This is a genomic window from Sphingomonas sp. Ell38C01, from assembly GCF_055231975.1.
In genome coordinates this window covers 1342554-1366569 of sequence record NZ_JBUYVA010000001.1, presented here as the reverse complement: position 1 = coordinate 1366569, position 24016 = coordinate 1342554, and the positions used below count along the sequence as shown (strand labels likewise).

The window sequence follows — 24016 nt, the reverse complement described above, 5'->3', positions numbered from 1 at the left end:
ATCGGTCGACCATCATGCTGAACGCCGTCGGCTTCATCATCATCCTGGGATGCGTCTTCGGCAGCTTCATCATGGGCGGCGGGAAGATGGACATCATCATGCACGCGCTGCCGCACGAGCTGATGGCGATCGGGGGCGCCGCGATCGGCGCGTTCGTCGTCTCCAACTCGATGCCGACGGTCAAGCTGGCGGGCAAGGGACTGGTCCGCGCGTTCAAGAGCCCGCGGTGGAAGGACAGCGACTATCGCGACCTCCTCGCGCTGCTGTTCCAGCTGCTGTCCACCTTCAAGAAGGGCGGCGCCACCGCGATCGAACCGCATCTGGACGCGCCCAAGGAGAGCCCGATCTTCTCGCGCTACCCCCGGCTGCTCGCGGACCATCACCTCAGCGATTTCATCTGCGACTATCTGCGCATGATGACGATGAGCTTCGAGGATCCGCACCAGATCGCCGAGGCGATGGACAACGATATCGAGAAGCACCACCACGAGGAGCTCGCGCCGCAGCACGCGCTCCAGCAGATGGCGGACGGATTGCCCGCGATCGGCATCGTCGCCGCGGTGCTCGGCGTCATCAAGACGATGGGCTCGATCGACCAGCCGACCGAAGTGCTCGGCGCGATGATCGGCGGCGCGCTGGTCGGCACGTTCATGGGCGTGCTGCTCGCCTACTGCCTGGTCGGCCCGCTCGCCGCCAAGCTGAACGAGACGATCGACCTCGATTCCAAGCCCTTCATGATCGTGAAGACCGCGATCGTCGCCCATGCCCAGGGCATGGCGACCCAGGTCGCGATCGAGATCGCCCGGCGCATCACCCCGTCGTCCAAGGCGCCGTCCTTCCAGCAACTCGAGACCGCACTCGAAGAGGCCAAAAATGATCTCAACGCCCTCCCCGCCTGACGCCGTCCAGGACCGTACGGTCCGGCTGCCCGCGCACTGCTCCACCGTCACAGCGGAGGACATTCGCGTCCGCCTCGTCCTCGCCGCCGATTTCGACGGCGCGATGGAGGTCGACGCCTCCGCGGTCGAAAGCGTCGGCCAGGCGGTGCTCCAGCTGCTCGTCGCGGCACGGCGCGAGGCCGACGCCACCGGCCACCGCTTCGCCATCCTCGATCCCAGCGCGGCGTTCGTCGAACGCGTCGCCGGCTGCCGTCTCGCCGACCCGCTCGGCCTAGAATTCGCGAAAGGCTGACATCCCCATGAGCAAGACCATCCTTACCGTCGACGATTCCGCCAGCATGCGCATGCTGCTGAAGGCGTCGCTGACCGCACAGGGCTTCACGATCGAGGCCGCCAACGACGGCCGCCACGGGCTGGAGCGCATGGCCGAGGTCAAGCCCGACCTCCTCATCACCGACATCAACATGCCCGAGATGGACGGCTTCGAGCTGATCGAGGCGGTGCGCGCGCGGCCCGAGTTCAAGGGCGTGCCGATCCTCGTCCTCTCCACCGAATTCTCCGACGAGAAGAAGGCGCGTGCGCGCACTGCGGGTGCCACCGGCTGGATCACCAAGCCGTTCGACGCCGCCAAGCTGGGGACGGCGATCCGCCGGGTCTGCCCGTGAGCGACGAACTCGACGAGATCCAGGCCATCTTCTTCGAAGAATGCGCCGAGGGGCTGGCGACCGCGGAAAGCGGGCTGTCGGCGATGAACGCGGGCGACGTGTCGCCCGGTACGATCGCGGGCGTGTTCCGCGCGGTGCACTCGATCAAGGGCGGCGCGGGCGCGTTCGGGCACGCCGCGCTCACCGCCTTCTCGCACCGGTTCGAGAACCTGCTGGACGAGGTCCGCGCGGGCCGCATCGCGCCGACGCCGGGCGTCACCCGCGTGATGCTCACCGCGTTCGACATCCTGTCGGATCACGTCGCCGCCGCGGTCGGCACCCGTGCGACCCCGGACGACGACGCCGCGCTCGCCGCGCTGCAGAAGGTGCTCGACGACGGCGGCTGCGACGATGCGCCCGCGCCTCTCGCGGTCTTGGCGGACCCCGATCCGTTCGGGTTCGAGCCGGTCGTCGCCGAAGTCGAGCCGCTCGATCCGTTCGGCTTCGAACCTGTCGCGGTCGCGGTCGAGGATCTGGCTCCGGCAACGGCTGCGGACTGGCACGTCACGTTCGCGCCCTGCGACGCCGCGCTCGCCAATGGCGGCGAGCCGCTGCTGATCGTGCGCGAGCTCGAACTGCTTGGCGGCCGCGTCGTCGCGGTCGATTGCACGCGGCTTCCGGCGCTGCGTGACCTCGATCCCGACCACAGCTATTTCGGCTGGACGATCGGCGTCCCCGGCGACGTCGAGGAATCCGCGATCGCGGAATGCTTCGACTTCGTCGCGCCCACCTCGATCGTCGAGATCGCGCGCGACGAGGGCATCGCGCCGGTCGTCGCCGATCCGGTCGTCGCCGCCACGCCCGTCGCCGCGCCGGTATCCGCCCCCGCTGCAACCAGCGTGCCCGCGATCGCAGCGCCGCCCGCCGCCGCCGCCGTCGCCGTCGCCGTCGCGGAGGATCGCCTCGACGCGCCCCGCGCGGTCGATCCGGCGCAGCAGACGATCCGCGTCGATCTGACCAAGCTCGACATGCTGCTCAACCTCGTGGGCGAACTCGTCATCCGCGGCTCGATCCTGGCCGACCGGCTGAGCCCCAAGGACCAGGAACGCGTCGAGCTGCCCCAGCTCTCGCGCCTGACGCGCGAGATCCAGGACACGGTGATGTCGCTGCGCGCGCAGCCGATCAAGCAGGCGTTCAGCCGCGTCCCCCGGATGCTGCGCGACCTGTCGGTGGAAACGGGCAAGCAGGTGATCCTCGAGACCACCGGCGAGACGACCGAGGTCGACAAGGGCGTGATCGAGAAAATCGGTGATCCGCTGACCCACATGATCCGCAACGCCGTCGACCACGGCATCGAAAGCCCCGAGCGCCGCCTCGCCGCCGGCAAGCCCGCAGAGGGCACGATCCGCCTGTCCGCCGAGCAGAAGGGCGCGCGCATCTTCGTTCGCGTCGCCGACGACGGCGCCGGGATCGACCGCCCGCGCGTCCTCGCCAAGGCGATCGAGAAGGGCATCGTCGCCGCCGACGCGGTGCTGACCAACGAGGACATCGACCAGCTGATCTGCGCGCCGGGCTTCTCCACCGCGGAGACGATCTCGAACATCTCGGGGAGAGGCGTCGGCATGGACGTCGTCCGCTCCAACGTCGAGGCGCTCGGCGGCCGGGTCGAGATCGCATCGATCCCCGGCAAGGGCACGACCTTCACGATGGTCCTGCCGCTGACGCTCGCGATCCTGGAGGGGATGATCGTCCGCCTCGCCGGCCAGCGCTTCGTCCTGCCGCTCGCCAACGTGGTCGAGACGGTCCAGCCCGAACCGGGCCAGGTCCGCCCGACGACGACGACGGGGGAGGTCATCGAACTGCGCGGCAACTACCTGCCCGTCCGCCGGCTGACGCGCACCTTCGGCTTCGCCGACAATGACGCGCAGTCGCCCGAGGACTCGCTCGTCATCATCGTCGAGAGCGAATCCGCAGGGCATGTCGGCCTGATGGTCGACACGATCGACGACCGTCGCGAAGTGGTCATCAAGAGCCTCGACCAGAACCTGCATCCGATCCGGGGCCTGGGCGGCGCGACCATCCTGGGCGATGGCTCGATCGCGCTGATCCTCGATATCGAGGCGCTCGTCGGCCCCACCGCCACCTCCACCAACCGCTATCCCGTGAAAGGCCTCGCAGCATGACCACCGCCGACAAAATCGACGAGCGCAAGATCGTCACCTTCTCGCTGGGCGAGCAGATCTTCGGGATCGACATGCGCGCGCTGATCGAGATCCGCGAATGGGACGAGCCCACCCCGCTCCCCGGCGTGCCCGACTATATCAAGGGCGTGACGAACCTGCGCGGCACCGTGGTGCCCGTCGTCGGCCTCGCCCAGCGGCTGGGCTGGCCCGCCAGCCAGATCCACGCGCGGTCGTGCATCCTGGTCGTCAACATCGGCGGCAAGCAGGCCGGCTTCCTCGTCGACGAGGTCGCGGACATCGTCCTCATCAAGGACAGCGAGATCCGCCCCGCGCCCGACATCGAGATCGGCGAGCCCAACGTCATCGCCGGCCTCGTCAAGACGCAGACGCGCGCCGCGGAAGGGGCCGCACAGGCGGACGGCGAGGGCATCATGGTGCTCCTCCTCGATCTCGAGGCGCTGGGCATCACCCGCACGCTGGATCTCGCCGCGTGAGCGATGCCGCCGCCCTGTCCAGGTCGGGCGACGCGACGTCGGGCGGTCCGCCGCTCGGCGCCGCCGAGTTCGCCGCGATCGCCGCGATCATGCAGAGCGACGCGCGGATCCACCTGACCGACATCAAGAAGACACTGGTCCACGGCCGGCTCTCGCGCCGGCTCCGCCAGCACGGGCTCGCCTCGTTCCGGGATTATATCCGCCTGGTCCAGACCGATCGGGTCGAGCGCGCCGCGATGGTCGTCGCGCTGACGACGAACCACACCCATTTCTTCCGCGAGAACCACCACTTCGAGCATTTCACCGCCAATGTCGTGCCTGCGCTGAAGGGCGTGGTGCGCCAGCGCCCGGTGCGGATCTGGTCCGCCGGCTGCTCGAGCGGCGAGGAGGTCTACACGATCGCGATGTGCCTGCTCGGGCGCGACCGCGCGGCGGGCGCGTGGCTGCGCGGCGCGGACCTGAAGCTGCTGGCGAGCGACCTGTCGCCGCCGGTGGTCGAGAGCGTGCGCCGCGCGACCTATCCCGAGCAGACCGTCGCCGCGATTCCTGCGGACTATCGCCGCGCCTGGGTCGCCCCGTCCGCCTCGGCCCCCGGGGAGTTCACGATCGCCGCCGAAGCGCGTGCGCTGGTGACCGCGCACGTCCTGAACCTGTTCGGCGAATGGCCGATGCGCCAGCGCTACGACGCGATCTTCTGCCGCAACGTCATGATCTATTTCGACGACGCCGCGAAGGAAGAGCTCGAGCAGCGTCTCGTCGACCTGCTGCTGCCCGGCGGCCATCTGTACATCGGCCATTCCGAACGCCTGATCGGCCCCGCCGCACGCGTGATGACCGGGTGCGGACAGACCATCTACCGCAAGGAGGGCGCATCCGCATGACTCCGGTACGCACGCTCATCGTCGACGACAGCGCCTCGATCCGCGCCGTCCTCGCGCGCATCCTGTCCGCCGATCCCGAGATCGAGGTCGTCGGCCAGGCGCCCGAGCCCAATGTCGCGCGCGAGATGATAAAGGCGCTGAAGCCCGATGTCCTGACGCTCGACATCGAGATGCCGGGGATGGACGGGCTGTCCTTCCTCGAAAAGATCATGCGGCTGCGGCCGATGCCCGTCGTCATGTGCTCGACACTGACGGCGCGCGGCGCGGACGTGACGATCGAGGCCCTGCGCCTCGGCGCGGTCGACTATATCGCCAAGCCCTCCGGCAATGCGGAGGATCTCGCGCGCGACGCCGCGCTGCTGCGCGCGAAGGTGAAGGCCGCGGGCCGCTCGTCGGTGCGCGCCAGCGCTGGCGCGCGCCCGGTCGCCGCGGTGTCCGCCAGCGCGGTCCGCGACGACGCGATCATCGTCATCGGGGCGTCGACCGGCGGGGTGGAGGCGCTGTTCTCGCTGCTGTCGGCGCTGCCCGCGGATTGCCCGCCGGTGCTGATCGTCCAGCACATGCCCGGCACCTTCACCGCCAGCTTCGCCGCGCGCCTCGACGGCGTCTGCCGGGTCAAGGTGAAGGAAGCGACGCACGGCGCGCCGATCGCGCGCGGCACCGTCTACATCGCTCCCGGTGGCGGGCAGCACATGGAACTCGTCGGCAGTGCGCGCAGCGGCTCGATCCGGCTGTTCGAGGGCGATCTGGAGACGGGCCACCGCCCCTCGGTCGACATCCTGTTCCGCTCGGTCGCGCGGCTCGGCAAGGCCGCGGTCGGCGTCATCATGACGGGCATGGGCGCGGATGGTGCCGAAGGCCTGCTAGCGATGCGCCGCGCCGGCGCGCGCACCTTCGGCCAGTCGCAGGACAGCTGCGTGATCTACGGCATGCCGCGCGCTGCGATGACGGCCGGCGCGGTCGAACGCGAAGTCGGCCTCGCCGCGCTGCCCCAGGCGATCCTGGGCGCCTGCGGCGCCCAGCCCGCCGTCGCAAAAATCCCAGAGAATATGAGGACCTGACGCGATGCCCGCTGCCTCCCAGATCAAGGTGATGGTCGTCGACGACCAGGCCAGCATGCGCGCGATGATCCGTCGTTCGCTGCAGGACCTGGGCTTCAAGGACGTGCGCGACAAGGGTTGCGCGCGCGAGGCGTTCGAGGCCGTCCGCAACGACCGGGTGCACCTGATCGTCTCCGACTACAACATGCCCGACATGGACGGGATCGAGCTGCTCCAGGCGGTCCGCGAGGATCCGGTGATCGGCAAGACCGTCTTCATCATGCTCACCGGCTCGTCCGATCGCGAGGTCGTCCAGAAAGCGGCGGCGCTGGGCGTCAACAACTATCTCGTGAAACCCTTCGCGCCCGCCGCGCTGAAGGAAAAGATCGAGCGCGTGTTCGGGGCGCTGTCCTGATGGCGCCCGCCCCTCGCCGGATCAACATCGTCCAGGGCGAACACCTCGCCACGTCCGAGCCCGACGTCGTCATCTCGACGCTGCTCGGATCGTGCATCGCGGTGTGCCTGTACGATCAGGTCGCGCGCGTCGGCGGCATGAACCATTTCCTGCTCGGCCGGCCGGAAGCGGGGCAGCAGGTCGATCCCCATCAGATGCAGCGCTACGGCGTCCACGCGATGGAGTTGCTCATCAATGCGATGATGCAGCGCGGAGCGGCGCGGTCGCGGTTGCGCGCGCACATCTATGGCGGCGCCACGATCGTCGCGGAACTGGGGCGGATCGGCGACGCCAACGCCGCCTTCGCTCGCCGCTTCGTCGCGGACGAGGGCATCGCGATCGGCCATGTCGATACCGGCGGCGCACGCGCGCGCAAGGTCGAGTTCCTGCCCCACGAGGGCAAGGCACGCTCGATCGCGGTGGCGCAGATGGTGCCCGTCGTGGTGCCGCCACGCCGCCCCGTGCTCGTCGACGACGGCGAACTCGAACTCTTCTGACCTCTCGCTTGCGGACATATCCCATGGCCTTTTCCGATCCCCGGCATCTCGTCGGCCCCTTGCAGACCGCGATCGCGCAGGAACTGCGCCACGTCGGCACGCTGATCGAACAGCTCGCCGAGGCGCTGATCGGCGACGAGGATTTCGCGACCCGCCATATCGAGCGACTTCAGGTGTTCGACCTGATCGTCCAGTGCGCGCACGAAAGCGCGTCGGTGCTCGATCGCCTGTCGGATGGCGCCAGCGCACGCGACGCGATCGCCCCCGTCCGGCTGGGCATGATCCAGCAGCGGCTCCACGCCGCGCTCGACGCGCAGGGCTGACCCCGATGGCCTCCGCCCCCGGCGCGAACGCCAAGCGCCCGATCGTCATCCGCAAGATAAAGAAGGTCGCGGGCGGGCATCACGGCGGGGCGTGGAAGGTGGCCTATGCCGATTTCGTCACCGCGATGATGGCGTTCTTCATGCTGCTCTGGCTGATTTCGAACCCCGACAAGCAGCGGCTGAAAGGCTTGGCGGAGTATTTCTCGCCCCCCAGCGCCAGCGCGATGTCGCAATCCGACGAATCTTCGGCTTCGGCCAGCGGCGTCGGCGGGATGCCGGGATCGGGCGGCTATGGCCGCCGCGCGCAGGCGGAGACGACCAAGGATCCCTCGGGCCGCCCCGGCGCGGTCTCGCGCGGGCCGGGCGCCGCGCGCGGGGGGACCGCCGCGATTCCCGACGCGTCGCTGCGCGTGCTGGCGCAGGAGATGAAGGTCGCGATCGACACGCTGCCGCGCGACGAGAAGGGCAACCGCGCGATGCGCGTCGAGGAGGATCGCGAGGGGCTGCGCATCAGCCTGATGGACAGTGCCGCGCGGTCGATGTTCGCCAGCGGCACCGCCACCCTTACCCCGTTCGCGCGCGAGACGCTCGCCCGCGTGGCGGCGAAGCTCGCGCGGTCGGAGTCGCAGATCGCGATCGAAGGCCATACCGACGGCACCGATCCGGGCGATGCGGGCTGGCGGCTGTCGGGCGAGCGCGCGATGGCCGCGCGCTCCGCGATGGTCGCCGCCGGCCTGTCGCCCGCACGATTCGCGGAAGTCGTCGCGCTCTCGAATACCCGCCCGGTCTACCCGGATCAGCCCGATCGTCCCGAGAACCGCCGCATCACGATCGTCGCGAAGGGCTCCGCGCCCGCGCTGCCCACCGATGCGAGCTTCGCCTTCTGATGGGCATTCTCGGCAAGCTCGTGCCCGTCGCGGTGCTGCTCGCGGGCGTCGGTGTCGGCGGGGGGGCCGCGGTCGCCACGCTGCGCATCGTCGGTCCGCCCGCCCCGGCCAAGGCCGACCCGCACGAGGCGTCGGGGCCGACCAGCTTCGTTCCGGTTCCCAAGATCCTCGCGCCCCTGGTCCTCGCCGATGGCGGGCTGTCGGGCTACGTCACCTTCGACGTCGAGCTGGAAGTCGCCGCCGACGACGCCGCGACGGTCACGCAGAAGGTGCCACTGCTGCTCCACGCGATCAACATGCGCACCTATCGCACCCCCCTCGCCGCCGGTCCCGAAGGCCAATTGCCCGACATCGCCCGCCTCCGCGCCGTCGTCGGTGCCGCTGCGCCCGAAGCGTTCGGTCCCGGCGTCGTCAAGCGCGTCGCGGTCACGCGCGCCGAACCATCCTGATTCCGGGGAAACGATCATCATGGCCCTTACCACCGCCCTGCGTCCGACCGAGGCATACGCCGCGACGACCGTCGACACCCCGGTCTGGACCGAACGCGGCGCGCGCGTCACGACGATCCTGTTCGTCGGCCGTCTCGTCGATGCGCACGCCGATCATCTATGCCGCATACGCAACGTCTCCGAAGGCGGCATGATGCTCGAGTGCGACGCCGATCTCCCGATCGGCACGCCGGTCCAGATCGAGGTGCGCTACGGCATCGTCGTCGAGGCGGAAGTGATGTGGGTCGACGGTCTGCGCCTGGGCGTCCGGGCGGCGGTCCCGATCGACGTGCGCCACTTGCTCGAAGCGCGACCACGCCGCGGCAGCCACGTCCCGCGGTCGCCGCGCCTCGGCAGCGCCGCCGCCGCCCAGGTCACATGGCGCGGCATCGCGCGGGCCGCGATCGTCCTCGACATCTCGCAGGCGGGGTGCCGGATCGCGATCGCCGACTGTCCCGAAATCGACCAGCCGGTGCGCATCGCGATCCCCGGACTGCCGGCCCGCTTCGCGGTACAGCGCTGGGTCCGCGACGGACAGGCGGGGTTCGTCTTCGTGGAACCCTATCATTTCGACGCCCTGTCGAAGTGGCAGCGGGATTATCGCCGCCGGTTCGCCCTCGCCGGATGAGCCGGCCATCCATCGGTGAAGCGCCCAAACCGGATATGTGTTAATATTCGGTTCACGTACGCATTCTCCCGTATTGCCGGAATCGGCGCTATGCCCGTAAATCGCTGGACAATAACGCGGCGGGGGCCTGCGACGACGATGACCGGTTCCGACTACGCAATTACCCTTCGCCTGAAGGTCGCCGACGCCGGGCTGCTGTGGGATGCCGCCGCCGCCCGCGCGGCCGCGGTCGGCGGGATGGATACGGGCGAGATCGTCGATACGATCGGCCCGCGCGAGGATCCCAACGTCGCCGACTGCCTTTCGATGCTCATCGATCCGTCTGCCATCGCGGGATGCCGCCCCCTCGGCTGGGACTGCGCGCTCGTGCCTTCTCGCCTTTGCGCCGATGCGCCACGGGCGATCCTGCCCGTCCGTTCCACGCTATCGCGGCTCACCAAATGCCGGCCGGCTAGCCCTGCACTACCCCCACCACCTTTGCGGCCGGCTGCGGTCTGATCCGCACGATCAGCGGTTGACGACCAGCATCGGCACGGGCCTCGCCCTTGGCAGGTCGCCATCCTCCAGCGGCCGGTTCGCCAGCCAGTCGTGTAGGTCCGCCATCGGCATCGGGCGCGCGAACAGATAACCCTGCGCAAAACGAAAGCCGAACTGGCGGATCCGCAACAGTTGCTCCGACGTCTCGATCCCCTCGATCACGCAATCGATCTCGAGGTTGCGGCACAGGTCGGCGATCGCGGCGACAATCTTGCGGCCGGACGGCTCGTCCAGCCCCGACGCGAAGCTGCCATCGACCTTGACGCGGTCCAGCGCCAGCCGCCGCAGGTGGGTCAGGCTGGAAAAGCCGGTGCCGAAATCGTCGAGCGCCACCTGGCACCCCAGCGCACGCAGCCGCCCGATCGTCGCCGCCGCCTCGTCGAAGTCGCGCATCACCGCGGTCTCCGTGATCTCGATGACGACGCGGCGCGGATCGGCGCCGCTCGCCTCGATCTGCGCGATCAGCGCAGCAGTGGTCGCCGGCGTCACGATGTCGATCGCGGAAAAGTTGAACGACAGATAGATGCCGTCGGGCAACGCCTCCACCTGCGCGAGCGCCTTTCCGAACAGAGCCAGGCTGATCGCGCCGATCAGGCCCAGAGACTCCGCGGCAGGGATGAACTGCGCGGGCTGGACGACGCCCAGCACCGGGCTGGTCCACCGCGCCAGCGCCTCGACCCCGACGGTACGCAGCGTGTGCGTATCGACGATCGGCTGGAAATGCAGGTCCATCTCCGCACCGAAGTCCGCAGTCTGGAGCGCGGCATCGAGCACCTGCGCCGACCGGATGCGCTGTTCGTGTTCGGCGGAAAAGACGGTGCACCGGCCGCTGCGCCGGCTCTTGGCATTGTACAGCGCATAGTCTGCCCGGTCGAAGATCTCGCGTGCGCTCCGCCCTGCGTCGGGAAACAGCGCGATGCCGCAGGAACAGCCAACCGAGATGCGGACGTCGTCGATCAGGTAGGGCTCGCTGACGATCGCGCACAACGTCGCGCCGGTCGCGGCGGGGTCGCCCTCGCCGGCCGGGTCGCAATATGGCAGGACGATCCCGAACTCGTCGCCGCCAAGACGCGCGATCAGCAGACCGTCGCCCGCCGCCGCCGCCAGCCGTTCGCCGAGCATCGCCAGCAGCCGGTCGCCGATCAGGTGCCCATAGATGTCGTTGACCGGCTTGAACCGGTCGAGATCGAGCAGACCCACCGCGAACGGCTCGCCGGTCAGGCTGCGCTCGGCCGCGAGCGCATCGAGCTGCGCCAGGAAATAGCGCCGGTTGGGCAGCGCGGTCAGCGAATCGAGATTGGCAAGCTGTGCGTTCTCCGCGCTCAGCCGCGCCGCCTCGCGCTCGTTGGCCAGCCGCACGGTCCGCGTGAGGACCAGCTGATCGAAATTGCGCCCCTCGCGCCGCATCACATGCGCTGCGAACCCGACGGTGGCGGCGATGCCCGGCGCCAGCACAAGGAGCGAGGCCGGATCGCATGCGAGATGATGCCCGACGCCGCCAGCGATCAGGATCGTCGCCAGCACCAGCACCACCTGCGGCACCCCGATCAGGCACACGCCGCACGCCATCGCGGCCAGTGCGACCATCAGTTCCGCCTTGTCGTCCCCGGCACTGCCGGCGGCGTGCAACAGCAACACGATGGCGACCTGCGCGCTTGCGGCGAGTGCGGCCAGCGCGATCAGCCGCCGCATCCGGCGGATCGCCATCTCGGCGTCGTAGATCAGCGGCCTCGCTCGCCGACGCGCCCCACGGACGGTCATCCCCAGCGCGACCGCGACGACCGCCATCGCGACGGCGACGGACGCGCGGGCCCCGACCGTGCCCGCGATGGCGACGATATGGATTGCCAGGATCCAGCCGAGCAGCGGGAGATCGCGGCGCACCTGCCCGTACCGTGCCACCGCAAGGTCGTCCGGCATGTCGGAAAGGCTGAGCCAGCGCAGGAACATCGTCGATCGGGACATCGGCCTCTTTCGCCACATGCCCTCTTTATAGGACGGTCGAGCGCGCGCAGGCCGCGCCGGTCCTGCGTTCAGATCCGGACGGCGGACACCTCGACCAGCAGGACCCCCGAAACCGCATGGTCGCGCGCGCCGATCGCGGCGGTCATCTCGTGCGACAGCCGCCCGGCGTCGACCGCGACCCAGGGCGACGCCCGCAGCCGGGCGAACTCGCCCGCCGCCGCCAGCGCCGCCTCGCGCAGCGCGGGCATCTCCGCCTCGATCGCCTTGGCCCCCGCCGCGTCGCCCGCGCGCAGCGTCAGCTTCATCCGCAACCGCCCGGTCGCGCGATCGCCCTCGACGATCGGAACGTCCAGCATCGTCATCGGGATCAGGTGGACGCCGTCCGCCCCGCCCTCCCCGCCCGACGCGGACGCAGTGCCCGCCGGCACGACGGCGCACAGCGGCGCGGCGCACAGCAGGGCGATCGTCTGGAGCAGTCGGGATCGGGTCATCGGGGTTCCTGTGATGGCCGCACATGCTGATCGTCGCCGAAAAGCGCGTCCGGTCCGTCTCTTGTAGGACGGCCATTCCTATAATTGGGTGAAAGCGAACGGTAAACGAAACGATGAGCCAAGATCAGAAGCCAGCCCGCGTCCGGGTGCTCGATGCCGGCGCCGCCGCGCCGGGCCGTCGGCGCGACGATACGCCCGCGACCGTGATCGACGGCAAGTCCGTCGGTGCGGTGCCGCGCCGGGGCCTCGGTATCGTCGGCGCGCTCGCCTTCCTGGTCGGCACCGCGATCGGCGGCGCGGGAATCGCATGGCTGGGCGTCGGGCTGCCATGATCGCGATATGGCTGCTCGCCTCCGCCGCCGCCGGCCCGACGCAGCACGCACCCGCCGCTGCCCCCGCCGCTGCCCACGCCGCCCCCCACGTCGCCGCCGCGCAGCCCCCCACCACGCTGCCGCATGCGGCGCTTCCCGGCTTCGCCGCCGCGCTCGCCGAACGTCCGCTGGCGAGCGGCCCCGCCGCCTGGCCCGCCATCGCCCGCGATACCGCATGGCAGGCGCTCGCTCGCGCCACCCCCGCGACGCGGCAGGGCGCACGCTGGGATCTGGCGATCGGTGCGATCGCGCAAGGCCGCGGCGCGGATGCGATCGGCGTCTTCGCGGTCATGCTCGCCGATGATCCCGATCTCGCACTCGTTCCCGCATGGCGCCGCGCCAGCGGGGTCGCCTTCGCGCAGGCCGGGCATGTCGACGAGGCGCTGGAGGCGCTCGCCGACGATATGCTCGCCGACGACGCCGAGGCCTGCCTGTGGCGAATGCGCACGCTGGCCGACACCGGCCGCGCCGCCGACGCCGTCCACCAGAACCACTGCGCGCTGCCCGCACTCAACCAGCGATCCGCATCCGCGCGCGCGCCGTTCGTGCTGGCGGGCGCAGGCGCCGCGATCGCGATCAGCCTTGCCGCCCCGGCGATGACGTGGCTCCATCATCTTCCCGATGCGGATCCCGCCGCCAACCTTCTCCGCGGCAAGGCGCTGACCCTTCTCGGCGAGGCGCAGGCCGCTCGGCTGCGGTTCGATCGCGTCGCGCTCAGCGGCACGCGCGAACAGCGCGCCGACGCCGCGCTCGCCACGATCGAGGGCGAGCTGGACCGACACGCCATCACCCCCGCCGCCGCCGCGAAACGGCTCGATCCGCTGCTCTTCACGTGGCGCGGGGACGCGATCGAGGAACGCGCGCTGAGCCTCGCGGTTCGCGCCGCGACCGATGCGCACGACAGCGTCCGCCTGCTCGCCGCGGGCGCCGCGCTGTTCCGCTACGGCGCGCCGCGCGCGGACACCGCCACGCTCCTCGGGACGCTGCGCACCACGCTGGCGACCGCGCTCGCCCCCGGCTCGCCGCTCGACATCGCGACCGCCGCGGGGCTGTTCTGGGACTATCGCGATATCGCGCCCGCCGGCGTCGAGGGCAACCGCCTCGCCGAACGGCTGGTCGATCGGCTCCAGGCCGCGGGACTGTACCAGCGCGCCGCGGATCTGCTCCAGCACCGGCTCGATACCGATGCGCAGGATGTCGAGCAGGGCCCGCTGTCGGTCCGCGTCGCCAGCCTGCGCATCCTCGCGGGCAAGCCCGACGACGCGATCCGCATGCTGCGCGCGACCGATGCAGTGCCCTATCCGCCCGCGATGCGCGCCGAACGGCTGCGCGTCGAGGCGGTGGCGCTTCACCTCACCGGCCGCCGCGCCGAAGCGCTCGCGGCGCTGGGCGACGTGCCCGATGGCGCGGCGCTCGGCGCCGAGCTCTACTGGCGCGCACACGACTGGACGCACCTCGCCGCCGCCAACGCGCCGATGCTGCCCAAGGGCGTACTGGGCCAGGTCGGGCAGGCGGTGGTGCTGCGCCAGGCGATCGCGCTCGCTATGATTGGCCGCGACGCCGATCTTGCGCGGTTGCGCACGCGCTACGCCGCGGCGTTCGCGCCCCTCGCCAGCAACGGCGTGTTCACGATGCTGACCGGTCACCCCGGCGCGATCGACGCCGCCACCTTCGGCAAGGCGATGGCCGCACTCCCCTCCGCCAGCCCCGCGGGCACGTTCGCGGACCTGCTCGACGGCGGCGCCGCCGCGATGACGCCGGCGGGGTAGGAAGGCTCGGCCACTCTCGGTCCGTTCGTATCCCCCCACCGTTCGCACTGAGCCTGTCGAAGTGCGGTCCTTCTTTCGACGCTGGCAAGGACAGTGCTTCGACAAGCTCAGCACGAACGAAGGCAGGGTCGGGGCCCCTCACTTCATGTAATTGACCAGACTCAACTGCGTCAGCTGCGAGAACACCGAGTAGCTCGCCTTCAGCACCGTCTGCTGCTGCGCCAGATCGACCGCAATCTGCCCGTAATCCGCGTCCTCGGTGCGCGAGATCGAGTCCTCGAGCAGCGTCTTGCGCGCGTCGGCGCGCGTGGCCATCGTCTCGGCCTGCGCCTGCAATCGCCCGTTTTCGGCGTTGACCGCGCGGACGCCGGGCAGGGCGGCGTCGATCTGCGCCATCGCGGTCTTCAGCGCACCGGCCTGCGCGGCGGTCGGCGTCGCGCCGATCGTCCCCGCCTCCGCCAGCGTGCGGAACGCCGCGAGCAGCCCCGATCCCAGCGTCTTCGCGGTCACGCCATAGGTCAGGTCGACGCTCTCGCCGACGCGCGCGGCGGCACGGACATCGTCGTTGGCGAACGCGGTCGCGTCGGTCGCGCCCGCCGTTTCCGCCAGCGTCGTCGGCAGGAACGGCGCGCCGGGCTGCGCGCCCGCGAACAGCGGATCGCTGCCGTCGGTCGCGTTCAGCGCGGCGCGGACCTGCCCGAACGCGCCCTCGATCGCCTCCTGCAACCCGCCGGTCTGCCCGGTCCCGATCGCGGTCAGCACCGACTGGCGCAGCGTCGCGGCGGACGATTCGATCTGGCCGATATTGGCGTCGTACAGCGACAGCGTCGTCCCCAGCCGCGTCGCGGAGGCCGCATGGGCTTCCTGCGCCGCGACCAGCGAGCGCGACGACAGCGCGCGCAGCGCATCGCTGCCAAGGCCGGCATAATCCTGCGCCTTCTTCCCGCTGTCGAGCTGGCGCTGCGTATCGGCGAGCGCGGCCTGCGCACGCTGCATCCCTGCGGCGACGGTGCGCTGCAGCGGAACGGTGGCGACGCGGATCATGCGGAGGCTCCCATGCTATCGGACCATCCCGAGCAGCGTGTCGTACATCTCGGTCGCGGTCGTCATCACGCGCGCGGCGGCCGAATAGCTGTTCTGGAGCACCACCATCTGCGACAGTTCCTCGTCGATGCTGACGCCCGAATAATTGTCGCGCCGCGCGATCGCATCGTCGCGCCGCGCCGACGTTTCGGTCGCGGTCGTCGCCGCGCGCGCGGCGTTGGTTCCCGCCGCACCCAGCGTCGTGGCGGCGAACCGCCCCACCGTCGTCACGCCGCCCGCGCCCAGGTCGATCGTGCTGGAGAAGGCGTCGACATAGCCCGTCGCGGCACTGCGATCGTTGACGCCCAGCGCCTTCTTGCCCACCGCGACGTCCTGCAACGTCGCCAGTGGCAGCTTGCCCGGATCGGCGACGATATCGCGCCGGACCTCTGCGGTCTCCAGCGCGCGCGCGTCGCTGCGCAGCCCCGTGATCTCGGCGAACCCCCGCCCCGTGCCGGCCCGGTCGGTACTGTCCGACAGCACTGAAAGAGTCGCCCCCGCATCCGCGGCCGAGGACGTGAACGCCACGCGGCCGCTGTCGCTCATCGCGAAGTTGCCGTAGCGGGCGATCGGGCTGGCGTTCAGCGCGGTGACCAGATCGCCGAACGTGCTGCCCGTCGCCCCCGGCAACGCATAGCGCGCGACCATCCGCCCGCTCGCGTCGCGCAGCGCGAACTCGGTCGACTGCCCCGCCGCAAAGCCGTGCGCATCGGACGCGCTGAACCCCGACGGCGCCAGCATCGCGGTGTCGCTGCCGACCATGTCGTTCAGCCCGAAATACTGCGAGAACCCGACGCCCGCGCGCGCGCTCGGCGCGGCGGCGTCCTGCGCCACCACCACGCCGGTGCCCGCCGCGCTCGCCGCGATCGTCAGCTTGCCGTTCGCGAACGACGCGGTCGCCGCACTCCCCAGCCCCGTATTGATCGCCGCGACCGCATCGTCGACGCTCGCGCCCGCGCCCAACGCGGAGAAGTCGACGCGCGCCTTCGTCAGCAGCGTCCCGTCGCTCTTCGTCACCGCGAACGTCGCCGCGCCGGTGAAGCCCAGCCGGTCCGCCCCGGTCAGCGCGGTCGCGCGCCCGGCGAGCGTCGCGGGCGGCGGCACCGCGGTGGCCGCGTTCGATGCCGCGTTCAGCGTCTGCGCCAGCCCGGAAAACAGCGTGTTGAGCTGCACCGAAAATGCCGGGAGCTGTCGGTCGCGCAGGTCGATCAGGCCGCCCAGCTTTCCCCCGATGCCCCCCGAATCGACCGTTTCGCCGGTCGCGACGCCCGCCGATCCGTCGTCGCCGACCAGACGGACCTCGATCGGCGGATAGGTCGGCTGCGCGGATCCTGCGCCCGATGCGGGATAGGACAGCTGGCGCAGCCGCCGGTCGACCAGCTGGATGCCTGCGGTCGTGTCGATCGTCACGCGCCCGTCGGGCTGTTCGCGCGCGACGACGCCCATCAGCCCGCTCAATTCCTCGATCGCCGTCGTCCGCTGATCCGCCGATCCGCTGACCGACAGCCCCGCGCCCGCCGCCTTGGAGATCGTCTCGTTCAGGTCGTGGATCGTGCGCAGCAGCGTGTTGACGCGCCCGACGGTGCTGCCCACTTCGCCCTCGACGTCGGAGCGGAGCCCCTCGACATCGCTCGCGACGCTGCGGATCGAGGCGATCGCATCGGTGACGTTCGCGACGAACACCGCGTTGGTCTGCGTGCTGCCCGCCGCCCCGGTCATCGCGGTGGCGGACTTGGCGATGGCGTCGAGCCGCGCGGGCAACCCCGCTTCCGCCCCCGGGGCGCCGAGCAGCGACTGGAGCCGGCCGAGATAGGTCGACTCCGCCTCCGCCCGGCCCGCGGTGCCGGCGCGCACATAGACGGCGCCTTCCAGGAACTTGTCGGCGACGCGCGTCGGTTCGCCGACGCTGACGCCGACGACGCGCCCCTCGATCACGTCGGTGGTCTGCGCGATCTTCTGGCGCGCATAGCCCGGCGTGTTGACGTTCGCGATATTGGTCGAGACCGTGCGGATCCCGGCCTGCGCCGCGCCCAGCCCCGACAGGGCCGACGACAGGATCTCGCTAAGCGACACGCCTCATGCTCCCATCCACCACAGGCGTCACCGCTTGAGGTTGCTGACTTCCTGCAACATCTCGTCCACCGTCGTGATGATCTTCGACGACGCGCTGTACGCGCGCTGGAAGCGGATCATGTTGGTGAACTCCTGCGCCAGGTCCGAGGTCGAGGCTTCAAGCGAATTGCTCTTGATCTTGCCCGAATTGAGCCCGCCCGGCGGGTTGATCGAATAGCTGCCCGACACCTCCGACGGGATGAAGCCGTTGCCCGAGGTGCGCGTCAGCCCGTCCGGGTTGGGCACCGTCGCCAGCGGCAGCTGGAATACCCTGCGCAGCGTTCCGTCGTCGAACAGCGCGCTGACGACACCGGTGTCGGACACCGAGATCGTCGCGTTGCCGACGACCCCGCCGTCCACCGCCTGCGACACCACCGTCGATGCGCTGCCCGACTGGGTGAACCCGTCGAGCGCGCCGTTGGTGCCGAACTGAAGGGCGATCGGCTTGGCGGCGGCGCCGTTGGTCCAGGCGGGGGTGATCGTGCCGAACATTGCCGGGTCGCTGCCGGCCAGATCGAGGCTGCCGTCGCCGTTGAACTTGATCGTCCCGCTCGCCAGCAGGCCGTTCGCCTGGGTCACGTCGCCGGCGGGCGTCGCGTAGATCTCGCCCTTCCACTCGTTCGCACCGGTCTTGATGACGCCCAGCGTCACGCGGTGCGCGCTGCCCTGCCCGTCATAGATGTCGACGGTGCGCTGGAAATCGGGGGTGACGGTGCCCGTCGCCAGATTGCCCGCGGCATAGGCGCCGGTGTGGGTCGCGGTGGTGTTCTGGAAATTGGCGCGGATCTGGATCTTGGTCGTCGGCGTCGCGGTGCCGGCCAGGTCGCTGATCCTGACCGGCTCCAGCGCGGAGACGGTGCCGGTGTTATTGTACTTGCCGTCCGCGTCCAGGCGCCAGCCCTGAAGGTACAGCCCCGCACTGTTGCGCAGGAAGCCGTTCTTGTCGGGGCTGAACGATCCCGCGCGCGTCAGGTTGACGGCCGCGTCCTTGCCGCTGCCGGTCCGCGTGACGAAGAACCCCTCGCCCTGGATGCCCAGGTCGGTCGCGCTCGACGAGGTGCCGAGCAGCCCTTGTTTCGAGATCAGCGTCTTGGCCACCGAGGTGACCCCGCCCGCCTGGTACGCGACCGAGGTGCGGCCGTCGCCGACCAGCGTCGAGAACTGGTTGTCCACCGCCTTGTAGCCGACGGTGTTGATGTTGGTGATGTTGTCGGCGACGCCGGCCATCGCCGCGGATTCGGCGGACAGGCCGGTGACGCCGGAAAACAGCGCGGAATAAAGGCTCATTCGAACGGACTCCCTCGATCGGGCGGGCTTGCTGGCTTTCGTTATAGGGGACGGCCTCCCGCTCCGGTCGCGACCGGCCAGAAATACCAGGCAGAAATGTCGCCCCCTGCCATCGGACGCGGCAAAAATTGCCGGGGCGCGCGCCGCCGCCGCGTTAACCCATCCTATAACGCTCCCACCAGTTTTGTAGATGGAGCGGACCCCCGATGACCCTGCGGATATCCCTGCGCGACGGCGAGAAGATGATCGTGAACGGCGCCGTCCTGCGCGCGAACGGCCGCGCGGACCTCGTCGTCGAGAACCGCGTCTCGATCCTGCGCGGTCGCGAGGTGATGTCCCCGCACGAGGCGACCACGCCCGCGCGCCGGCTCTACCTCGCCTGCATGATGGCCTATGTCGACGAGGCGGGCCGGGTCCAGCATCAGGACCGCGTCGTCGCGCTGCTCGGCGACCTGATGGAGGCGTTCGAGAGCGACGCCGCCAAGCGCGCCTGCATGGAATTCGCGCGCTGCGCCGCACTCGGCGACTATTACCGCGCGCTGGTCGCCTGCCGCGCGATCATCGATCTGGAAACCGCCGCGCTCGCGCGCCTCGCGGGGGAGGCCGCATGATGCGCGCGTCGAAGCTGTTCAGCGCCGCCGCCGCCTCGCTGCGCGAAATGCCGTACGAGGAACGCTACGGCACCGTCGTCGCCGCGCGCGGCGCGCTGATCGAGGTCGGCGGGCTCGGCAGCGCCGCGCAGATCGGCGCCCGCATGCGCATCGCCACCCCGTCGGGCACGCTGGAGGCGGAGATCACCGGGCTTGACGACGGTGTCGCGCAGTGCCTGCCGTTCAGCGATCCGCAGGGGATCGCCGCGGGCGCGCGCGCGGTCGTCGCTGCCGGGCAGTTCACGATCCGTCCCAGCCATGGCTGGCTCGGCCGCATGGTCGACGGGCTCGGCCGCCCGGTCGACGGCCGTGGCGCGCTGCCCTCGGGCCTCGTCGCGCGCCCGATCCGCGCCACCCCGCCCCCCGCCGCCGCGCGCACCCGCGTCGGTGGCAAGGTCGAGACCGGGGTCCGCGCGCTCGATGTGTTCGCGCCGCTGTGCGAGGGCCAGCGCCTCGGCCTGTTCGCGGGCTCGGGCGTCGGCAAGTCGGTGCTGATGTCGATGCTCGCGCGGTGGACGAAGTGCGACGTCGCGGTGATCGGGCTGATCGGCGAGCGCGGCCGCGAGGTGCAGGAATTCGTCGAGGACGATCTGGGCATCGAGGGGCTGGCACGCAGCGTCGTCGTCGTCGCCACCTCGGACGAGCCCGCGCTGATGCGTCGCCAGGCCGCCTGGACGACGATGGCGGTGGCGGAGCATTTCCGCGACCAGGGCCTCAACGTCCTGTGCCTGATGGATTCGGTCACCCGCTTCGCGATGGCGCAGCGCGAGATCGGGCTCGCCTCGGGCGAGCCGCCCGCGACCAAGGGCTATCCCCCCACCGTCTTCGCCGAGCTGCCGCGGCTGCTCGAGCGCGCCGGCCCCGGCACCGCGGGACAGGGCTCGATCACCGGGCTGTTCACCGTCCTCGTCGACGGCGACGACCATAACGAGCCCGTCGCCGATGCGGTGCGCGGGATCCTCGACGGCCATGTCGTCATCACCCGCAAGATCGCCGAGCGCGGCCGCTATCCCGCGATCGACGTGCTCAAGTCCGTCTCGCGCACGCTGCCCCACTGCCACGGCAGCGAGGAGAACAGCGTCCGCCTCGCCGCGCGGCGCGTGCTGTCGACCTATGGCGACATGGAGGAGATGGTCCGGCTGGGCGCCTACAAGCCCGGCTCCAGCGCCGAGGTCGACGAGGCGATCCGCCTCGCCCCGCATATCGAGGCGTTGCTGACGCAGGGCAAGCAGGACCGCGGCTATTCCGCCGCCACCTTCGACACGCTGTCCGCGATGCTCGAGGCCCCGGCCGTCCCGGCAGGCGTCGTATGACCCCGTTCGACACCGCGCTGCGCATCGCCGAGCGCCAGCTCGACCAGGTCCGCGCCGCGATCGGCCTCGCGCTCGACGAGCTTCAGCGGATCGAGGCCGCGCATATCGAGATCGAGGCGGCGATGCTGCGCGAATGCGCGCTCGCCGCCGGCGATCCGCGGCTGACGACGGAGCGCTATTTCGTCCGCACCCGCGAACGCCGCACGACGTTGGGCGCGGACCGCGTCGCCGCGCAGGCGCAGATCGAGGCGCTGCGCCGCCGTGCGGTCGAATGCTATGGCTCGCGCGCCGCGATCGAGACCGCCGCCGCGCGCCACCGCGAGGACGCGCAGCGCGCGCTCGATGCCGCCGAACAGGCCGCGATCGACGACATGATCGGCGCGCGCCGCATCCGCGTCCGGCGCAATCCCGCGCGCGGCACCCCGGTCCGGCATCCCGGGCTGTTCGGCCCTGCGGCATGATCGACCGCGCCTCGCTTCAGTCGCTGACGCCGCCGGTGCGCGCGGCGATGCTCTATGGCGAGGCGAAGTCGGCGAGCGCGAGCGCATTGTGGCACGCCGCGCTGGGGCACGAGGATAGCGACGTGACGATCGGCGGCGTCGCCATCCGCGCGCCCGCCATGCCCGACGGCGACCTGCTACAGACTCTGCTCGCGCTGACGACCGAGCCGACCGCCGCGCCGGCCGAGCCCGCGCCGTCACGCGCGATCGAGCGCCACCGCGCGCGCGGTGGCGCGGTCGAAGCCTCCGCGCGCGTCGCCGGGCTCGGCGCCAACGCGCGCTACGCCCCCGTGCTCGACGCAGCAGCCGTGCGCACCGGCATCCCCGCCCCCGCGCTCGCCGCGATCGTCGATGCGGAGGCAGGCAAGACGCGCGACGGCGCATGGCAGGTCCATTCGCGCAACCCGCGATCGAGCGCGGCGGGGCTCGGCCAGTTTCTCAGCCGCACGTGGGAGGGGCTGGCGGAAACGCGCGGCACCTGGCTCCACGACACCGCACGCGACGCCGGCTGGCTCGACGCGAAAGGCCAGGTGACCGCCGCCGCGCGCCCCGCGCTGCTCGCGCTGCGCTATCGCCCCGACGCCGCGATCGAGGGGATCGCCGACTTCGCGAAGCGCAACCTCGCCGGCCTCGAACGCGCCGGTGTCTCCGCGGACGGCGAAGTCGGCGCGACCGCGCGGCTCGCCTATCTCGGGCATCATCTCGGGCTGGGAGACGCGGTGCGCTTCCTGCGCGACGGCGGGCTCGACGATTCGCGCGCACGCCGCCTCCTCACCGCGCAGGTCGGCGCAAGCGGCAGCGATACGCGGATCGCGCGCACCGGCGACGCATCGGCAGCGCACCGCGACTGGCTGCTCTCCTATCTCGATCGCAAGGTCCAGCCCGCGCGCTACATGGCGAATGCGTAATTATAGGATCGTTTTAGGAATATACCGGATATTAACCATTGAGCCCCATTTTGGCGATGTCGGGAGTGAGCAACACTCCCACAGGGTTTGGGGAAATCCGATCATGTCCAAGGTTACCGCAGCGCTCGAAACCGCCGTCGCCATCGTCATCGCGAACACCCCCGCGGAAGGCGAAACGCAGACGAACCGCCAGCGCGTCACCGCCGATCGCGCCTTCGCCGGCATCCTGAAGCTGATCGCGCCGCGCATCCGCCACTTCGTCCGCCAGTACGGCCTCGTCGCGCACTGGGACGATGCAGAGCAGGTCTGCGCGATCGGCGTCCACCGCGCGATCCAGGGCTATGATCCCGCCAAGGCGCAGTTCACCACCTTCGTTAACTGGCAGCTGCGCGGCGAGCTCCAGGGCCTGCGCTACCGCCTGATGACCGATCAGCGCCCCGGTGCGAAGAAGGTCTCGGCCACCACCATCTCGCTCCATGCCCCGGTGGCCGGCGGCGACGGCGACGAGATGACGCTGGAAGCGACGATCGTCGACGAGGACGCCCTGTCGCGGACCGAGGCCGCCGCCTCGAACCACATGGCCGGCGCCACGCGCGCCCGGCTGATCGAGGACTATGTCGATCACCTGCGCACCGTCGGGATCGAGCAGCTCAAGCGCCGCGCCCGCGAGCGCGCGGTGCCGGAGCGCAGCGCCGCCGGCACGCCGCGGCTGCGTGCCGCGCTCTACCCCATCGACGACGCGGATCGCGCGCAGCTCGAGGAAAAGATCGCGCTCCACCGCGAGGCGATCGAGCGCCGCCTGTCCGAGGATGTCGAGGCAACCGCCCCGCGCATCTCCGACGCCACCGAGGACGCGATCCGCGAGCGCACGCGTCAGATCGCCAAGCGCGCCGCGGCCACGATCGCGGACCTCTCGCAGCGCGGCACCCGCTTCGCGCCCGCGCACGTCAGCCTGCCGCGCAAGCCCCGTGCGAAGATCCGCACCGTCGCCTGATCGGCATACTCTTAACCGAAATGCGCACCGGCGCGCCGTCCGGGCCGAAAACCTTCCTAGAATGCCATAACCATTGGGAAGGGTTTGGCGATGATCTCGAACGATGTGCTTGTGCCCACGCGGTGGCGGTTCGAGACGATGGGGGCTTTCGCTCTGCCCGCCAGCGACGTCGCCACGCTCGCGGACGGCCTGCTCGCCTGCCTCGATGCTCCGCTGCTGACGATCGCGCTGGCGAAGACCCGCCTCCTCCCGGCGCTCGCCTGGGATGACCGGCTCGCGCCGTGCCGTCGACGCACCGCACGGCTTTACACTGCCCCGGTCCTGGCGTCCGCGCTGGGCGCGCTCCACGCGGCGACCGCCGCACTCGCGCACCGGCTCGACACGCTCATCCCGCACGAATCGCCGCGCTGCATCGTCACCGACGGCGTCGGTGTCGCGCTGGTCGATTCCGCCCCCGGCACGGATGCCGGCTGGCTCCTCGCCGCCGCGGCCCCGGGCGGTGCAAGCATTCTGAAGCCGTTCGCGGGCCACAGCCTTTGGGCATTGCTGCGAAACGAGGCAGATGCACGCCAGACCGGACGGGATTGATTTTGAAAGCGGCATAACGCTGGGCTAGGC

General features: G+C 70.6%; 27 protein-coding genes. 22 read left to right on the top strand and 5 right to left on the bottom strand.

Annotated elements, in window-relative coordinates; translation table 11 throughout:
* Positions 1–14 precede the first annotated feature (14 nt).
* The 14 genes from motA (at position 15) to ACV7NO_RS06370 (ending at position 9916) form a co-directional block, all read left to right on the top strand.
* A complete protein-coding gene (motA, locus tag ACV7NO_RS06435; protein WP_463405185.1) occupies positions 15–899 on the top strand; it encodes a flagellar motor stator protein MotA in 885 nt (294 codons plus the stop codon).
* Positions 874–1191, top strand: a complete 318-nt coding sequence (locus ACV7NO_RS06430) for an STAS domain-containing protein (protein WP_463405184.1) — start codon at positions 874–876, stop codon at positions 1189–1191. The genes motA and ACV7NO_RS06430 overlap by 26 nt, the downstream gene beginning before the upstream one ends.
* A gap of 7 nt (positions 1192–1198) precedes the next feature.
* A complete protein-coding gene (locus tag ACV7NO_RS06425) occupies positions 1199–1564 on the top strand; it encodes a response regulator (RefSeq protein ID WP_463405183.1) in 366 nt (121 codons plus the stop codon).
* Positions 1561–3726 carry a chemotaxis protein CheA gene (locus ACV7NO_RS06420; RefSeq protein ID WP_463405182.1) on the top strand — a complete coding sequence of 722 codons (2166 nt, stop codon included), beginning with the start codon at positions 1561–1563 and terminating at the stop codon, positions 3724–3726. The genes ACV7NO_RS06425 and ACV7NO_RS06420 overlap by 4 nt, the downstream gene beginning before the upstream one ends.
* Positions 3723–4220, top strand: coding sequence for a chemotaxis protein CheW (locus ACV7NO_RS06415; protein WP_463405181.1), 498 nt, complete (start codon positions 3723–3725; stop codon positions 4218–4220). The genes ACV7NO_RS06420 and ACV7NO_RS06415 overlap by 4 nt, the downstream gene beginning before the upstream one ends.
* Complete coding sequence (locus tag ACV7NO_RS06410) at positions 4217–5101, top strand: CheR family methyltransferase (protein ID WP_463405180.1); 885 nt, start codon at positions 4217–4219, stop codon at positions 5099–5101. Before ACV7NO_RS06415 ends, ACV7NO_RS06410 begins: the two co-directional genes overlap by 4 nt.
* On the top strand, positions 5098–6162 hold the full coding sequence (locus tag ACV7NO_RS06405) for a protein-glutamate methylesterase/protein-glutamine glutaminase (protein WP_463405179.1): 1065 nt from the start codon (positions 5098–5100) through the stop codon (positions 6160–6162). The genes ACV7NO_RS06410 and ACV7NO_RS06405 overlap by 4 nt, the downstream gene beginning before the upstream one ends.
* 4 nt (positions 6163–6166) lie before the next feature.
* Complete coding sequence (locus ACV7NO_RS06400; RefSeq protein ID WP_463405178.1) at positions 6167–6556, top strand: response regulator; 390 nt, start codon at positions 6167–6169, stop codon at positions 6554–6556.
* Positions 6556–7092, top strand: coding sequence for a chemotaxis protein CheD (locus tag ACV7NO_RS06395; RefSeq protein ID WP_463405177.1), 537 nt, complete (start codon positions 6556–6558; stop codon positions 7090–7092). Before ACV7NO_RS06400 ends, ACV7NO_RS06395 begins: the two co-directional genes overlap by 1 nt.
* A 23-nt stretch (positions 7093–7115) precedes the next feature.
* Positions 7116–7415, top strand: coding sequence for a hypothetical protein (locus tag ACV7NO_RS06390; RefSeq protein WP_463405176.1), 300 nt, complete (start codon positions 7116–7118; stop codon positions 7413–7415).
* A 5-nt stretch (positions 7416–7420) separates the two neighbouring features.
* Positions 7421–8302, top strand: coding sequence for a flagellar motor protein MotB (locus tag ACV7NO_RS06385; RefSeq protein WP_463405175.1), 882 nt, complete (start codon positions 7421–7423; stop codon positions 8300–8302).
* Positions 8302–8751 (top strand): hypothetical protein, encoded by a 450-nt coding sequence (locus tag ACV7NO_RS06380; RefSeq protein WP_463405174.1) that lies wholly within the window; start codon positions 8302–8304, stop codon positions 8749–8751. The genes ACV7NO_RS06385 and ACV7NO_RS06380 overlap by 1 nt, the downstream gene beginning before the upstream one ends.
* A 19-nt stretch (positions 8752–8770) precedes the next feature.
* Positions 8771–9418, top strand: coding sequence for a PilZ domain-containing protein (locus ACV7NO_RS06375; RefSeq protein ID WP_463405173.1), 648 nt, complete (start codon positions 8771–8773; stop codon positions 9416–9418).
* A 138-nt stretch (positions 9419–9556) separates the two neighbouring features.
* On the top strand, positions 9557–9916 hold the full coding sequence (locus tag ACV7NO_RS06370; protein WP_463405172.1) for a hypothetical protein: 360 nt from the start codon (positions 9557–9559) through the stop codon (positions 9914–9916).
* A 9-nt stretch (positions 9917–9925) separates the two neighbouring features.
* Here ACV7NO_RS06370 and ACV7NO_RS06365 read toward each other — a convergent pair whose 3' ends face one another.
* Both ACV7NO_RS06365 and ACV7NO_RS06360 read right to left on the bottom strand, forming a co-directional pair.
* On the bottom strand, positions 9926–11920 hold the full coding sequence (locus ACV7NO_RS06365) for a putative bifunctional diguanylate cyclase/phosphodiesterase (protein ID WP_463405171.1): 1995 nt from the start codon (positions 11918–11920) through the stop codon (positions 9926–9928).
* Between the two features lie 68 nt (positions 11921–11988).
* Complete coding sequence (locus ACV7NO_RS06360) at positions 11989–12411, bottom strand: hypothetical protein (RefSeq protein WP_463405170.1); 423 nt, start codon at positions 12409–12411, stop codon at positions 11989–11991.
* 113 nt (positions 12412–12524) lie between these two features.
* Here ACV7NO_RS06360 and ACV7NO_RS06355 point away from each other — a divergent pair, with 113 nt between their 5' ends.
* Together ACV7NO_RS06355 and ACV7NO_RS06350 are read left to right on the top strand one after the other, a co-directional pair.
* A complete protein-coding gene (locus ACV7NO_RS06355) occupies positions 12525–12743 on the top strand; it encodes a hypothetical protein (RefSeq protein WP_463405169.1) in 219 nt (72 codons plus the stop codon).
* Complete coding sequence (locus ACV7NO_RS06350; RefSeq protein ID WP_463405168.1) at positions 12740–14551, top strand: hypothetical protein; 1812 nt, start codon at positions 12740–12742, stop codon at positions 14549–14551. Before ACV7NO_RS06355 ends, ACV7NO_RS06350 begins: the two co-directional genes overlap by 4 nt.
* A gap of 138 nt (positions 14552–14689) precedes the next feature.
* Here ACV7NO_RS06350 and ACV7NO_RS06345 read toward each other — a convergent pair whose 3' ends face one another.
* From ACV7NO_RS06345 to ACV7NO_RS06335, 3 genes are read right to left on the bottom strand one after another with little or no spacing between them, the layout of a single operon-like run.
* Positions 14690–15595, bottom strand: a complete 906-nt coding sequence (locus ACV7NO_RS06345; RefSeq protein WP_463405167.1) for a flagellin — start codon at positions 15593–15595, stop codon at positions 14690–14692.
* A gap of 15 nt (positions 15596–15610) precedes the next feature.
* Positions 15611–17707 (bottom strand): flagellar hook-associated protein FlgK, encoded by a 2097-nt coding sequence (flgK, locus tag ACV7NO_RS06340; RefSeq protein ID WP_463405166.1) that lies wholly within the window; start codon positions 17705–17707, stop codon positions 15611–15613.
* Between the two features lie 27 nt (positions 17708–17734).
* Positions 17735–19033, bottom strand: coding sequence for a flagellar hook protein FlgE (locus ACV7NO_RS06335; RefSeq protein ID WP_463405165.1), 1299 nt, complete (start codon positions 19031–19033; stop codon positions 17735–17737).
* Positions 19034–19239: 206 nt separating this feature from the next.
* Here ACV7NO_RS06335 and ACV7NO_RS06330 point away from each other — a divergent pair, with 206 nt between their 5' ends.
* The 6 genes from ACV7NO_RS06330 (at position 19240) to ACV7NO_RS06305 (ending at position 23986) form a co-directional block, all read left to right on the top strand.
* Positions 19240–19644 carry a flagellar biosynthesis repressor FlbT gene (locus ACV7NO_RS06330; protein ID WP_463405164.1) on the top strand — a complete coding sequence of 135 codons (405 nt, stop codon included), beginning with the start codon at positions 19240–19242 and terminating at the stop codon, positions 19642–19644.
* On the top strand, positions 19644–20996 hold the full coding sequence (fliI, locus tag ACV7NO_RS06325; RefSeq protein WP_463407289.1) for a flagellar protein export ATPase FliI: 1353 nt from the start codon (positions 19644–19646) through the stop codon (positions 20994–20996). The genes ACV7NO_RS06330 and fliI overlap by 1 nt, the downstream gene beginning before the upstream one ends.
* Positions 20993–21457 carry a flagellar export protein FliJ gene (locus tag ACV7NO_RS06320; RefSeq protein WP_463405163.1) on the top strand — a complete coding sequence of 155 codons (465 nt, stop codon included), beginning with the start codon at positions 20993–20995 and terminating at the stop codon, positions 21455–21457. Before fliI ends, ACV7NO_RS06320 begins: the two co-directional genes overlap by 4 nt.
* Entirely contained in the window at positions 21454–22404 is a 951-nt protein-coding gene (locus ACV7NO_RS06315) for a peptidoglycan-binding protein (RefSeq protein ID WP_463405162.1), read from the top strand. Before ACV7NO_RS06320 ends, ACV7NO_RS06315 begins: the two co-directional genes overlap by 4 nt.
* A 103-nt stretch (positions 22405–22507) precedes the next feature.
* Positions 22508–23398: a sigma-70 family RNA polymerase sigma factor gene (locus ACV7NO_RS06310; RefSeq protein WP_463405161.1), complete on the top strand. Its 891-nt coding sequence runs from the start codon at positions 22508–22510 to the stop codon at positions 23396–23398.
* A gap of 90 nt (positions 23399–23488) precedes the next feature.
* Positions 23489–23986, top strand: a complete 498-nt coding sequence (locus tag ACV7NO_RS06305; protein WP_463405160.1) for a hypothetical protein — start codon at positions 23489–23491, stop codon at positions 23984–23986.
* Positions 23987–24016 lie beyond the last annotated feature (30 nt).

Excerpts from the sequence above, each read along its gene's own strand:
- ACV7NO_RS06430 (WP_463405184.1), top strand. The coding sequence starts at position 874 with ATGATCTCAACGCCCTCCCCGCCTGACGCCGTCCAGGACCGTACGGTC.
- ACV7NO_RS06330 (WP_463405164.1), top strand. The coding sequence starts at position 19,240 with ATGACCCTGCGGATATCCCTGCGCGACGGCGAGAAGATGATCGTGAAC.
- ACV7NO_RS06425 (WP_463405183.1), top strand. The coding sequence starts at position 1,199 with ATGAGCAAGACCATCCTTACCGTCGACGATTCCGCCAGCATGCGCATG.
- ACV7NO_RS06395 (WP_463405177.1), top strand. The coding sequence starts at position 6,556 with ATGGCGCCCGCCCCTCGCCGGATCAACATCGTCCAGGGCGAACACCTC.
- ACV7NO_RS06400 (WP_463405178.1), top strand. The coding sequence starts at position 6,167 with ATGCCCGCTGCCTCCCAGATCAAGGTGATGGTCGTCGACGACCAGGCC.
- ACV7NO_RS06320 (WP_463405163.1), top strand. The coding sequence starts at position 20,993 with ATGACCCCGTTCGACACCGCGCTGCGCATCGCCGAGCGCCAGCTCGAC.
- ACV7NO_RS06415 (WP_463405181.1), top strand. The coding sequence starts at position 3,723 with ATGACCACCGCCGACAAAATCGACGAGCGCAAGATCGTCACCTTCTCG.
- motA (WP_463405185.1), top strand. The coding sequence starts at position 15 with ATGCTGAACGCCGTCGGCTTCATCATCATCCTGGGATGCGTCTTCGGC.
- ACV7NO_RS06305 (WP_463405160.1), top strand. The coding sequence starts at position 23,489 with ATGATCTCGAACGATGTGCTTGTGCCCACGCGGTGGCGGTTCGAGACG.
- ACV7NO_RS06355 (WP_463405169.1), top strand. The coding sequence starts at position 12,525 with ATGAGCCAAGATCAGAAGCCAGCCCGCGTCCGGGTGCTCGATGCCGGC.
- ACV7NO_RS06360 (WP_463405170.1), bottom strand. The coding sequence starts at position 12,411 with ATGACCCGATCCCGACTGCTCCAGACGATCGCCCTGCTGTGCGCCGCG.
- ACV7NO_RS06375 (WP_463405173.1), top strand. The coding sequence starts at position 8,771 with ATGGCCCTTACCACCGCCCTGCGTCCGACCGAGGCATACGCCGCGACG.
- ACV7NO_RS06315 (WP_463405162.1), top strand. The coding sequence starts at position 21,454 with ATGATCGACCGCGCCTCGCTTCAGTCGCTGACGCCGCCGGTGCGCGCG.
- fliI (WP_463407289.1), top strand. The coding sequence starts at position 19,644 with ATGCGCGCGTCGAAGCTGTTCAGCGCCGCCGCCGCCTCGCTGCGCGAA.
- ACV7NO_RS06390 (WP_463405176.1), top strand. The coding sequence starts at position 7,116 with ATGGCCTTTTCCGATCCCCGGCATCTCGTCGGCCCCTTGCAGACCGCG.
- ACV7NO_RS06385 (WP_463405175.1), top strand. The coding sequence starts at position 7,421 with ATGGCCTCCGCCCCCGGCGCGAACGCCAAGCGCCCGATCGTCATCCGC.
- ACV7NO_RS06370 (WP_463405172.1), top strand. The coding sequence starts at position 9,557 with ATGACCGGTTCCGACTACGCAATTACCCTTCGCCTGAAGGTCGCCGAC.
- ACV7NO_RS06310 (WP_463405161.1), top strand. The coding sequence starts at position 22,508 with ATGTCCAAGGTTACCGCAGCGCTCGAAACCGCCGTCGCCATCGTCATC.
- ACV7NO_RS06365 (WP_463405171.1), bottom strand. The coding sequence starts at position 11,920 with ATGTCCCGATCGACGATGTTCCTGCGCTGGCTCAGCCTTTCCGACATG.
- ACV7NO_RS06335 (WP_463405165.1), bottom strand. The coding sequence starts at position 19,033 with ATGAGCCTTTATTCCGCGCTGTTTTCCGGCGTCACCGGCCTGTCCGCC.
- ACV7NO_RS06350 (WP_463405168.1), top strand. The coding sequence starts at position 12,740 with ATGATCGCGATATGGCTGCTCGCCTCCGCCGCCGCCGGCCCGACGCAG.
- ACV7NO_RS06345 (WP_463405167.1), bottom strand. The coding sequence starts at position 15,595 with ATGATCCGCGTCGCCACCGTTCCGCTGCAGCGCACCGTCGCCGCAGGG.
- ACV7NO_RS06405 (WP_463405179.1), top strand. The coding sequence starts at position 5,098 with ATGACTCCGGTACGCACGCTCATCGTCGACGACAGCGCCTCGATCCGC.
- ACV7NO_RS06380 (WP_463405174.1), top strand. The coding sequence starts at position 8,302 with ATGGGCATTCTCGGCAAGCTCGTGCCCGTCGCGGTGCTGCTCGCGGGC.